Annotated in this window: 14 protein-coding genes; 9 read left to right on the forward strand and 5 right to left on the reverse strand. The window is 58.2% G+C overall.

Annotated elements, in window-relative coordinates; genetic code table 11:
* Nucleotides 1-119: 119 nt before the first annotated feature.
* Together ACR3FF_RS23020 and twy1 are read left to right on the forward strand one after the other, a co-directional pair.
* Nucleotides 120-1,079, forward strand: coding sequence for a tyrosine-type recombinase/integrase (locus ACR3FF_RS23020; RefSeq protein WP_458190474.1), 960 nt, complete (start codon nucleotides 120-122; stop codon nucleotides 1,077-1,079).
* Nucleotides 1,080-1,184: 105 nt separating this feature from the next.
* Nucleotides 1,185-2,174, forward strand: a complete 990-nt coding sequence (gene twy1 / locus ACR3FF_RS23025) for a 4-demethylwyosine synthase TYW1 (RefSeq protein WP_458190475.1) — start codon at nucleotides 1,185-1,187, stop codon at nucleotides 2,172-2,174.
* 7 nt (nucleotides 2,175-2,181) lie between these two features.
* Here the strand turns inward: twy1 and ACR3FF_RS23030 are convergent, their stop codons facing one another.
* Nucleotides 2,182-2,664 carry an ArsR family transcriptional regulator gene (locus tag ACR3FF_RS23030; RefSeq protein WP_458190476.1) on the reverse strand — a complete coding sequence of 161 codons (483 nt, stop codon included), beginning with the start codon at nucleotides 2,662-2,664 and terminating at the stop codon, nucleotides 2,182-2,184.
* Between the two features lie 116 nt (nucleotides 2,665-2,780).
* Between ACR3FF_RS23030 and ACR3FF_RS23035 the strand changes: the two genes are divergently transcribed.
* From ACR3FF_RS23035 to ACR3FF_RS23065, 7 genes are all read left to right on the forward strand, one after another.
* Complete coding sequence (locus tag ACR3FF_RS23035; RefSeq protein WP_458190477.1) at nucleotides 2,781-3,542, forward strand: DUF8170 family protein; 762 nt, start codon at nucleotides 2,781-2,783, stop codon at nucleotides 3,540-3,542.
* 172 nt (nucleotides 3,543-3,714) lie between these two features.
* On the forward strand, nucleotides 3,715-4,419 hold the full coding sequence (locus tag ACR3FF_RS23040) for a DUF120 domain-containing protein (protein WP_458190478.1): 705 nt from the start codon (nucleotides 3,715-3,717) through the stop codon (nucleotides 4,417-4,419).
* Nucleotides 4,416-5,075, forward strand: a complete 660-nt coding sequence (gene ribB / locus ACR3FF_RS23045) for a 3,4-dihydroxy-2-butanone-4-phosphate synthase (RefSeq protein WP_458190479.1) — start codon at nucleotides 4,416-4,418, stop codon at nucleotides 5,073-5,075. Before ACR3FF_RS23040 ends, ribB begins: the two co-directional genes overlap by 4 nt.
* Before the next feature lie 116 nt (nucleotides 5,076-5,191).
* Complete coding sequence (locus ACR3FF_RS23050; protein ID WP_458190480.1) at nucleotides 5,192-5,977, forward strand: sugar phosphate isomerase/epimerase family protein; 786 nt, start codon at nucleotides 5,192-5,194, stop codon at nucleotides 5,975-5,977.
* Between the two features lie 65 nt (nucleotides 5,978-6,042).
* Nucleotides 6,043-6,978, forward strand: coding sequence for a branched-chain amino acid transaminase (locus ACR3FF_RS23055; protein ID WP_458190481.1), 936 nt, complete (start codon nucleotides 6,043-6,045; stop codon nucleotides 6,976-6,978).
* A 226-nt stretch (nucleotides 6,979-7,204) separates the two neighbouring features.
* On the forward strand, nucleotides 7,205-7,522 hold the full coding sequence (locus ACR3FF_RS23060; RefSeq protein WP_458190482.1) for a toxin-antitoxin system TumE family protein: 318 nt from the start codon (nucleotides 7,205-7,207) through the stop codon (nucleotides 7,520-7,522).
* Complete coding sequence (locus ACR3FF_RS23065; RefSeq protein ID WP_458190483.1) at nucleotides 7,503-7,925, forward strand: HVO_A0114 family putative DNA-binding protein; 423 nt, start codon at nucleotides 7,503-7,505, stop codon at nucleotides 7,923-7,925. Before ACR3FF_RS23060 ends, ACR3FF_RS23065 begins: the two co-directional genes overlap by 20 nt.
* Nucleotides 7,926-7,998: 73 nt before the next feature.
* Here ACR3FF_RS23065 and ACR3FF_RS23070 read toward each other — a convergent pair whose 3' ends face one another.
* From ACR3FF_RS23070 to ACR3FF_RS23085, 4 genes are all read right to left on the reverse strand, one after another.
* Nucleotides 7,999-8,883, reverse strand: coding sequence for an aminoglycoside 6-adenylyltransferase (locus ACR3FF_RS23070; RefSeq protein ID WP_458190484.1), 885 nt, complete (start codon nucleotides 8,881-8,883; stop codon nucleotides 7,999-8,001).
* 44 nt (nucleotides 8,884-8,927) lie between these two features.
* Nucleotides 8,928-9,620: a V-type ATP synthase subunit D gene (locus tag ACR3FF_RS23075; RefSeq protein WP_458190485.1), complete on the reverse strand. Its 693-nt coding sequence runs from the start codon at nucleotides 9,618-9,620 to the stop codon at nucleotides 8,928-8,930.
* 127 nt (nucleotides 9,621-9,747) lie between these two features.
* Nucleotides 9,748-10,992: an RNA-guided endonuclease InsQ/TnpB family protein gene (locus ACR3FF_RS23080; RefSeq protein ID WP_458190486.1), complete on the reverse strand. Its 1,245-nt coding sequence runs from the start codon at nucleotides 10,990-10,992 to the stop codon at nucleotides 9,748-9,750.
* A complete protein-coding gene (locus tag ACR3FF_RS23085; protein ID WP_458190487.1) occupies nucleotides 10,993-11,115 on the reverse strand; it encodes a hypothetical protein in 123 nt (40 codons plus the stop codon).
* Between the last annotated feature and the right edge of the window lie 214 nt (nucleotides 11,116-11,329).

Here is an 11,329-nt window from a genome sequence, read left to right on the forward strand (position 1 = left end):
GCGCTCTCACTGGAGTGAGACCGCCGTCTTTGGTTGAATCATTCGCTCATCCGCGCCAGCTACTCTCGTCTCGCCCCAGAAGCCGAGTCAGTAATCAGGAACGATGGGAACTACCGACAGTGCAATCATATCTGCGGGAGATGCGAAAGGTTGCAGAGCGCGTTACCCCGAATCTCCTCGAAATGGATCCAGCGACGTTCAACGCCGAGATGGACGCCATCCAAACTGGTGAGAATCCGAACGTGCGGGATAGCGGGCTCGCAAAGACCACCGTCATGGTAACGCAATCTGCTGGTCAGACGTTCTTCTGGTATTTCGGGATCGCACACCCGGACGACATCAACGTGTATGGGAAACGAAGCGAGCCAAAACACGACGAGGACGACCTCTTCTCACGAGAGGACATCCAAGCACTCAGAGCGCATATAGGCGGACAACGGAACCGTACGCTCCTCGAACTCTTCTTGAACACCGGACAGCGAATCAGCGCGATTCAGGGACTCCGAATCAAGGACGTGGATCTCGAGAATGGGTTGATCTCGCTGAACACAGAGCGCGATGGGTTGAAAGGGGCGGCATACCGAGATCGGCGACGACCACTCCTCGGTGCGAAACCGTATCTCGCCGAGTGGCTAGATATGCACCCGCTCGCAGACGACCCTGACGCGTATGTGTTCATCGGTGATCCCGATCATCACTACACAGACTTAGACCAACCACTGTGTCAGAGCGCGATACGCCGAATGCTCGAGGTGACAGCAAAGCGTGCAAACGTCGAGAAACCAGTGAACCCCCACAACTTTCGGCATTACCGGACGACGACGATGAAGCACGACTATGGGTTGAACGACGAGAAAATCAAGTTCTTGCTCGGCCATCGACGAGAAGGGAATGGGATGAATCTCTTCTACAACCATTCCGTTACGGAGAAACTCTGGCGAAATACGGAACACAAAATCGGAGCGACGGACGAACGACTCTCGAAACCACTGACGCCCGAATCGTGTGCCGAGTGCGATGAACCGCTTGAGGATCATTGGACGCACTGTCCCGTCTGTGGGACGGCCTACGGCCCATAGCGAATCGTCTCGAACCATTGGTTCTCTGTCCATCTATTGAAGCGGCGTGAGTCGGATGGCCAAAGAGGAAAGAACGTTTTACCCTCGAACGCCATTCTCCCTCCAATGAGCGACTCGGACGGACCGAAACAGGTAGACTCCCCGAACTACCACCACGAGAACCACACGGCCGCCCAGACGTGCGGCTGGACGGCCAACGCGCTTCGGGGTGAAGGAAAGTGTTATAAAAATATATATTATGGAATTCAATCACATCGCTGCATCCAGATGACGCCGGTCGTCAAGTGCAACGAACGGTGTGTCTTCTGCTGGCGCGACCACCGCGGTCACTCGTACGAACTGGGAGACGTGGAGTGGGACGACCCCGAGGCAGTCGTGGACGCGAGCATCGAGCTCCAGCGCAAACTGCTGTCGGGATTCGGCGGGAACGACGACGTCCCCCGAGAAATCTTCGAGGAGTCGATGGAGCCGCGCCACGTCGCCATCTCGCTGGACGGCGAACCGACGCTGTATCCCTATCTGCCGGAACTCATCGAGGCGTTCCACGACCGGAACATCACCACGTTCCTGGTGAGCAACGGAACCAACCCGGAGATGCTGGCCGACTGTGACCCGACGCAACTCTACGTCAGCGTGGACGCCGCCGACCGCGCCACGTTCGACCGCGTGGTGCGGGCGGTGGACGACGACGCGTGGGAGAAACTCATCGACACGATGGACGTACTGGCCGAGAAAGACGAGACGCGAACCGTCCTCCGGACTACGCTCGTCGGCGGCGAGAACGTCGCCAACCCCGACTGGTACGCCGCCTTCTACGAGCGCGCCGACCCTGACTTCGTGGAACTCAAGGCATACATGCACGTCGGCCACTCGCGGGGGCGCCTCGACCGCTCGGCGATGTTGGACCACGAGGCGGTCGTCGAGTTCACCGAGCAAGTCCAGGAGCATATGCCCGACCACGACGTGCTGAAAGAGGTGCCCGCCTCGCGAGTCGCCCTGCTCTCGAAGACCGAGGATACGTGGGTGCCGAAACTCAAAAAGGATAGCGAGTTCTGGGAGCGCGATCCCACGAGTTGGACGCCACTGGGTGAGTGAGACCCATCTACCGTCCGCAGGTATCCGGTTCGTTCTCGGCGTTTTCGTCGATCACGAGCGCGTCTCGAACCGATTCGGGGAGTGTGGGTCGGGGGGCGTTCTCGTGCCGTTTTATCTTCTCTGATTTACGCGTGTTCTTGTGAAGTGACCGAGCGACTGGGACACCGCGAAGATAATTGTACTCGTAGAGGATCTCTATTCCTCGCTCGGTCGGGCCGTAGAACTTCGACGGGAGGTCTCGTTTGTCTTCACTTGGTTCGTAGGGATACAGGTCGAGGATACCTGCTTCAACGAGATTGTCGACCTGGTCGCTGATGGCGGCCTTGCTCTTCGGAATCATGTACTCTAGTTCGTCGAGCGAAGCAAGATGCGCAGGATGTCCGAGGATGGTTTGTAAAATGAGATGGCGCGTCTCTTGCGAAAGTAACTCGAAGATTCTGCGTTGTTCCTCGAACGGGCCAGACTTGGTGGCCGACGAACTGTCGCTCATCAGTGGTTACTTTGAACCGATGGCAGATAATACTTCGGTTGAACCAGTCTGGTTTTTTGCTATTAACCCATACTGATTGAGAAGATATAAACCCGATTGAGCTAATAAATAGAACGATGGATAGGGCGTCGATACCACCGAATGCAGACGAAATCAAAGCCGCTGTAAATGAGGCACTCCACGGCCTCGAACTGGAACCGCACGAAACCGCGAAGATCTACGAATTCGCAAACAGCGAGCTACCACACCTCCAGACGCCGGAAACATCGTACTTCGTCCTCGGAAATTACCGCCCTCCGTACATTCGGCGGCTTCGAATCACCGAAAACGAATTGAACAAGCGAATTGGCGCCTATGCGTTCGTCATGGGGGATGTGCGGGAAATCGGTATCGACCGACTTCCGGAGTTCCATATTCGATTCCACCTCCTTGCAGCCTACGTAGATGCCATCGTCGGTGTCTACGAACAGGACGCCGGCGGCGAAGTAACGGAGCTCGGGAAGATAAGCGAAACACCGTACTTCGAGAAGTCCCACGCTCTCCCGCGAGATTATTCCTGGATGACTGGTGAGAAGATGGACGACGAACGGGATGTCATCGTCGCTGGTATCGCCATCTATGAAAATGACGAGTTATCTGACGAAGAGATAAAGATTGAACTCACATCTCTCGCTGACTCGGCTCGGAAAAACGGAATCGAAGTAGACAGCGAAGAACTCGAAGACACGATTCGAACACGTATCGATGACGAGACGGAAACCGCGAACTACAGCTGGGTTCATCTCAACGAGTTTCGACTTTTCGAATTGCACGACCGGTGCTATCCGTGGATTGACGAAGACGAACTACGAGACGTTGTGAAGAACATCCCGAAATAACCGGGAAACCGCCAAAACACGGGTGATGAAGAAGAACCACAATAGAGAACCAACACGCTTAGATACTGTGGTTCGGTATCATTCATCCTGTCACCGACTCACACTCCATCACGATTCTGTTATGCATCTCGATGCCGGTATGCTTAAAGGAGAGAAGCGCTCAATATCGAGTATGCCAGCGACATCGCTCGTGGTCGGGTACGACGAACTCGCCGCGTTGAAGCTGCTCGCCCTCGACGGGGCGCTCGAAAGCGAGGTCAAGGTGTCGTGTGCCGACCTCGCAGACCGCCTCGACGCCTCCAATCAGACGGCGTCGCGCCGCCTCCAACAACTGGACGACGCGGGCCTCGTCACCCGCGAGATAGTCAGCAACGGCCAGTGGGTCGCCATCACCGACGACGGCGAGTGGGAACTGAAACGCGAGTACGAAGATTACCGGCGCATCTTCGAGAACCTCTCCGGCGTCGACCTCTCGGGTACCGTCACGGGCGGGATGGGCGAGGGCCGCCACTACATCTCCCTTCCCGGCTACATGGAGCAGTTCGTCGACCGACTGGGCTACGAACCGTTCCCCGGAACGCTGAACGTCGAACTGAGCGCAGAAAGCGTGCGCGCGCGCTCCGCGATGGACGCGCTCGAACCCGTCCCCATCGACGGCTGGGAGGACGGCGAGCGAACCTACGGCCCCGCGGTCTGCTACCCCGCCGCCGTCGAGACGACCGACGGCGATTCCTACGAGCAAGCACACGTCATCGCGCCCGAGCGAACCCACCACGACGAAGACCAGTTGGAACTCATCGCCCCCATCAAACTCCGCGACGAACTCGGACTGGACGACGCCGACCACGTTACCGTCCACGTCGAGGAGGCACCATGAGCCAGACCGCAGCGACCACGGTCCAAAAAGCGGTCGAAGCGTTCGGCGAGGGGTCGCCACTGCTCGTCCACGACGCGGCCGACCGCGAGGGCGAAACCGACCTCATCTACCCCGCAGAAGCGGTCACACCCGACGCAGTCTCGCGTCTTCGAAACGACGCCGGCGGACTGGTCTGTGTTGCCCTCCCGGCGAACGTGGCGGAGGCGTTCGACCTGGGGTACATGGACGAGTTAATCGACCACCCAGCGAGCGAAGGCCACGAACTCGGCTACGACTCCCGGTCGTCGTTTTCCCTCACGGTCAACCACCGCGACACCTACACCGGCATCACGGACGACGACCGTGCGCTGACGATAACCGAACTGGCTGGTGCTGCCGAGTCGCCGGACGAAATCGAATTCGCCGACGAGTTCCGCGCCCCCGGTCACGTTCACCTCCTGCGCGCGGCCCCCGACCTCCTCGACGAACGACAGGGCCACACCGAACTCGGCGTCGCGTTGGCGGAGGCCGCCGACAACGCACCCGCCGTCGTCGTCTGCGAGATGCTGGACGACGAGACGGGCGGCGCGCTCTCGCCCGCAGACGCACGGGCGTACGCGGAGCGGTACGGATTCCCGTATCTCGAAGGTGCACAGGTCATCGAACGACTCGGTTGATTCGCATCGCTTTTCTCGCTTGAAGAGAGCCAGCAGTCAGTTGTGAACACCGTCGGTCTCCCCGAGAGTGTAATACAAGCTGACAATTTATGTATCTGCTCTCGAATCGTCACCACATGACGATTCGCCAGGGGTTGATGGTCAGTGGCACGGTTCCCGACGAGGAGGCATTTTCGTTCGCTGCCGAGCACGGCTTCGACTTCGTCGAACTCGACATGGAACAGGCGTTTCCACCACAAGGAATCGACGTTCCGTCCCTTCGCCGAACACTGACGCGCCACGACCTCGACGTCGTCGTCCACCTCCCGTATCGTCTCGACCCTGGCTCTCCGCACGACCACGTTCGTGATGGTGCGTGTCGACAACTCGAACACGCAATCGATACCGCGGTGGAACTGGGTGCGGAGAAGGGTATCTTCCATGCAGTGTCACGAGCCTTCCCACACGTGTGGGGTCACGAGACACTCCGAGAGTCTCTGTACGAATCGGTACGTCGTCTCACGACGTACGCCAGTGAGCGAGATTTCGAGGTCTGCGTCGAGAATCTGAAAGAGGACTTCTTCGATTGCGGGGACTTCCCTGACCTCTTTTCGGAGACGGATGCTGTCTCCTGTCTGGATACAGGGCACGCCTACGTGACCGGCCACGATGCGGCTTCGCAGGCGTCGCTGCTTCGGAACCACGGTGCTCAAATCTCTCATCTCCATCTCAACGACACTCGTCGGACTGACGACGACGAACATCTCCCGGTCGGCCTCGGCAAGCTAGATTTCGAAACGCTCGTGACGGCGATGCGAGAAACCGACTGGTCAGGTACCTGTACGCACGAGGTGTATCTCTTCGATATCGAGTACGCCGGTCACGGCAAGTCGGCCTTCGACCGATTACTCACCCCCGAGTAATCGTCGGAACGGTCACGGAGGCAATCGCCAAAACTCATTACCTTGGGCTTCGATGAAGCGGTTGTATGAGCTTTGATGAGATGGACGTGGACACGATCTGGATGAACGGCGATTTCGTCGACTGGGACGACGCGAAGATCCACGTTCTCACCCACGGCCTGCACTATGGAACCGGCGTGTTCGAAGGCGTACGCTGTTACGACACCGAAAACGGCCCTGCCATCTTCCGCTGGGAAGAGCACCTCCAGCGCTTCTACGACTCCTGTAAACCCTACGACATGGAGATCGAACACGAACCGGAGGAACTCACGGAGGCCACCCTCGAACTCATCGACCGACAGGACCTCCACTCCTGTTACGTTCGACCCATCGCCTACTACGGCTATCACAGCCTCGGCGTCAGTCCCGGCGACTGCCCGACCGACGTTGCGATCGCCGCGTGGCCGTGGGGCGCGTACCTCGGCGACGAGGCGCTCGAAAACGGCGTGAAGGTGATGGTCTCCTCGTGGCGCAAACACTCGTCCAGCCAGATTCCGACCAACGCCAAGACGACCGGCCTGTACGTCAACAGCCTGCTCGCCGGCGAGGAAGCCCGCCGCAACGGGTACATGGAGGCCCTCGTCCTGAACAAGGAAGGCAACGTCGCGGAAGGCCCCGGCGAGAACCTCTTCATGGTGCGTGACGGCGAGATCTTCACGCCCGGCCTCTCCGAGAGCATCTTAGACGGCATCACCCGCAACAGCGTCATCACGATGGCCGAAGAGATGGGCTACGAAGTCCACGACAACGTCTCCATCAGTCGCGGCGAACTCAACACCGCCGACGAACTGTTCTTCACCGGCTCCGCGGCGGAAGTCACCCCCATCCGGCAGGTGGACAACGTCGAAATCGGCAACGGCGGTCGCGGCCCCGTGACCGAGGAGATTCAGTCGCGCTTTTTCGACCTCGTGAACCGGCGCATCGACGACCACGAAGAGTGGTTCACGTACGTCGAAGGGTAGTCGATTTTAGCGTTTTTCTTGGTTTTCGCTCGTCGTGCTAGTTCTACGGCCAAAGGGGAAGAGGAAGAACACACAGAGTCCGACCCAAGAGACGATAAATCTCGGAACAACGCGTCCCACCCCTCTCTCTGTACCGGTCTACCCTTACCCCAACGCTGAGAATATTGCCTTTCTGTTGTGGCTGCGGACAACATCTTTATTATGTTGTGGTGACTAACAACAGTCGATGACGGAGGGCGGTGCGACGAAAGTGCTGGATATTCGGGAGTACTTCCCCGAAAACGACACGCACGTCGACGTTGACGCGTACACCGTCACACAGTCAGACCGTTACCCCGAAGGGGTGAAATACTCGATGCAGTACGGGACAACCGACGGCACCACCATCGTTCGGTACGACAACTTTCCGGATCATCCGGACGCCGCACACCATCACAAACACACCGAAGATGGTGGCGTGATCGATGTCGATTTCGACGGTCTTCGCCCGCTCTTCGAGCAATTCAGAAACGAGGTTCAGAACCATGGCGAACACTGGGGATAACCCCGACGACCCACGAATCATGCATATCCGGTTTCATGAAAGCAATCTCGACCGCGTCACGGAGACACTGAACGCACTCGATAGCGGCGAATCGCCCGAGCCGTATTTCGAACGGGTGTACAACGATGTCGAGAATCTCCACCGGGTGACGCGTCCGAAGAATCTAGAGCTGCTCCGGGCGATTGCTCGTGAAGAACCAGCGAGTATTCGTGAAACCGCGCGACTGGTCGAGCGTGACGTGCGACAAGTTCACGATAATCTGGAAGAACTGGAAGACCTCAGCCTCGTCCGCTTCGAGCTGGAGGGGCGTTCGAAGCGACCTGTAGTCTGGTACGACGAGATTGCAGTCGAACTGAACCTGCAATCGGATGACAACGTCTTCTCAGAACACGTTCGGGCATAGTTCGGGTATTGGCTCTATTCTACCATCGCTTACTGACGAGGACGAGCGATAACGTGTGTCAACCATTCTCGCACTATCTTCGTCTCTTGAAAAGATTTTCGACCAGTTCCGTCACTTCTGCGTCTTCTTCCTTCGGATATTCGAACTTCAATTCTTTCGCAGCCTCTCTCGCCACCCACCGAAACAGTTCCATGGTGGCGAATAGCGCCCGCCAGAGGTCGTCTGCGTCGTAGTGGGCGAACGCCTCTTGGAGTTCGTTGACGACACGCTCGTCGGCCCACTCCTCCAGAAACCGCCCGCCGTGCCACGTATCCCGCTCGGTTCGAGCGCGAGTGTGCCACTGGAGCATTGGGAGCAGACAGTCGTGTTTCAGGTAGCCGTCGACACAGCCCATCGCCGTCAACCGCTCGCCCCGGCGAAGCTTCTTCGCGGTCCAGACCGCGTGGTACCAGAAGTCGGCGACCAGTTCGCGAAACTCCTCGCTCGACGGCGGTTCCGGTTCGGGTGGAGATTCCGGCGTCGCGCCGGCGACCATCTCGCCGATACCGCCCGCGTCGTAGACGACCCGCACCCCGCGAGCGAGCGTCGACGCTTCGTCGGGGTCGGGACCGTCGCATTCCATCCGGGCGAGTCGCTCCATCGGAATCGGGACGAAATCCACGTCGAGACCCCCCGCGAACAGGACGCGCCGCTCGGTGCCGTCACCGGTCGCAGTCGACTCCAGAAACGTCAGAATCGGCGTGCCGAGCGCGGAGAGCCAGTCGGTCCCATCGAGATAGCGGTCCGGGTCGGTCGTGACGACAAGCAGGTCGAGGTCCGACCACTCGTCCGCCGGGCGGTCGTCTCGGGCGCGCGACCCGACGACGACGATTCCTCGCAGGTCTGGTTTCGTCTCGGCCCACGCGACGAACCGGTCGAGCAGTTGCTCGTAGGTCGCGTCGCTCGCGTACTCGGTCATAACCTCTGCGACCGCAGAACAGAAAAACGCTGTCGAGTGCGGAGTTAGCTCGTGACGACGACTTCGCCTTCGGCGACGTCCGGTTCGCGCGCCATCTCCTCTTCTTTCTCCTCTTCTTCTTTCTTCGCCTTGATCTTCTTCATCCGGAAGATCTCTTCTCGCTCTTGCTCTTCGAGTTTCTGCTCGATGTAGTCTTGCGCTTCGCGCAGTTCGGGCAGGAGTTTGAACTCGAGTGCGTTGACACGGCGCTTGGTCGTCTCGATTTCGGTGAGCATCTTCTTCATCGCCGTCTCGACTTCGGCGGCGAGGATGATGCTCTCTAAGAGTTCCTCGTAGGCGTCCGCGGTCTCGTCGATGCGGGCGCTCGTGCCGAGCACACCGTAACCACGCTCGTCGAGCGACTTCTTCACCTTCGAGGATTCGATCTGTGGAACGACGACGCCCATGATGTTCTTCGATTCGGTCGTAATCTCCGGATGTTCTTGCAGCGCGGCGGCGGCCCCACGAACCGCTACGTCGCCCTCCATCGCGCGGGCCATGTTGATGGTCTGCTGTGCGCGCTGGTAATCCTCTTCGAGACCGGAACGTACGTCCTGGGCCTGGTCGAGGATGTCCATGAACTCCATGATGAGACCGTCACGCTTCTTCTCCAGCGTGTCGTGACCCCGCTCGGAGAGATCGATGCGGTCTTCGATCTGCATGAGTTCCTTCCGAGTGGGTTTGACGTCCTTGGCCATCTTACGTAGCCCTAGGTAACTGGAGCGGGATAACTGTTTACAGTTCGACTGGCAGTGGCTTTCGAGCGCACGACCGTTCTTCGACTACCGAATCTACGACTCCAGACTGCGGTTCACCGACGACAGTTCACACTTCGAATGTGAACGACCTCGCCCTGCTCGGCTTAACAGCCTCGCTGAGGACGGGGCTTCCTGTTTCAACGACGCGCTTTGCAGACACAACGGTGTCCGTAGGGAGCGCAGTCTCCACAGGCGTTGATTCGGAGCGTCCCGCTCCTACCCGCTTGATACCGCGAGAAAGAATGTTCCACGCCGCGTTCGCGTCTCTATCCGCTTCGAACCCACACGACGGACACGAGTGTTCACGAATCCATAACGGTTTATCCGTCGAAACACCGCAGGACGCGCACTCTTTCGTCGTCCCGCGTGGATTGACCGGAACGTAGTGCGTGCCTTCGCGTTCACACTTGTATTCGAGCATTCGCAGGAACGTTCCCCACGCAGCGCCTGCTCGGTTCCGCGAGTTGCCCGGTAGTTCGACCAACCCCTTCGCGTCGAGGGCTTCAACCGCCACAAAGTCGTATTTGCGGGCGTAGTAGTTCGAGAGCTTGTGGAGGAAGTCACGACGCTTGTTCTTCAGGTCGGCGTGGCATTCGGCCACGACACGGCGCTGTCTCTCCCAATTCGCGGAACCGTGTTCCTTCCGTGAGAGGGTACGCTGTGCGCGTTCCAGCCGGTCGCGTTCATCTGATAAGTCCAGCGATTCAACCGCTGTCCCATCGGTGTCGTGAGCGTACTTGAGAATCCCCACGTCGATACCGACACACTTCTCGGATGTATCCGGTTTCTCGGGAGCTTCATCGGGTGTCTCGACACTGAGGATAGCGTACCACTTTCCAGTGGGTTCCCGCTTAATCGAGACAGTCTTGATGTCCGCGTCGTCGGGGAGGTTGCGGTGGAAGGTGAGAGGAATGTCACCGAGTTTCGAGAGCCAGAGTCTCGTCTGGCCGCTCGTGTTCTTGAGCTTGAAGCCGGATTGACTGTAGGTGAAACTTCGGTATTCGTCCGGTGCTTTCCACTTCAACGTCCCAACACGGTAGCCGTTGTCTTTGCGACCACGGAGCGTTGAGAGGTTATCGTACAACCGCTGAACGACCTTTTGAAGAACTTTCGAGTGAACGTCTTTCAGGTCGTTCCACCACTTCTTGAGACTCGGCAGAAGTTTCTGCTCGGAGTATGCCGACGTGTCGTCGTTCCGATTGAGTCGGTGGAGAAAGTGGTTGTAGACCTGTCTACAGGTATCGACAGTCCATTCCAACCGCTCTTCGAGTTCTGCGAATGGATTCAGTCGATATCTGTAGTTATAGTTCATCTACGTGCGTTCTTCGATGTGTTCGTCAAGTTTCGCTTGGACGAACGAGGAGAGGTTCAGGTGGTTGTCCTGAATCCACTCCTCTTGGTCGTCACGGATGGAGATGGTCTTTCGCGTTGCCACATCATAACTTACGTAATTTGCATACAAGTAGTTTGTAATTACGTGGGCCTGTGGGCCTGGAGCAGAACAGTGTACGAAAGATAATGACGGCGCTGCATTCGTCTTTAGTTAAGACTCACACCTCGGTTGCGTAGCGGTAGCGAGCGTCTCTTGCAGTATCGGTCGTTGCTGGTGGATTTTCTGTGCCTCTTCGATCAGCCGCTCCAACAGCGGC

This window comes from Haladaptatus ordinarius (genome assembly GCF_054177595.1).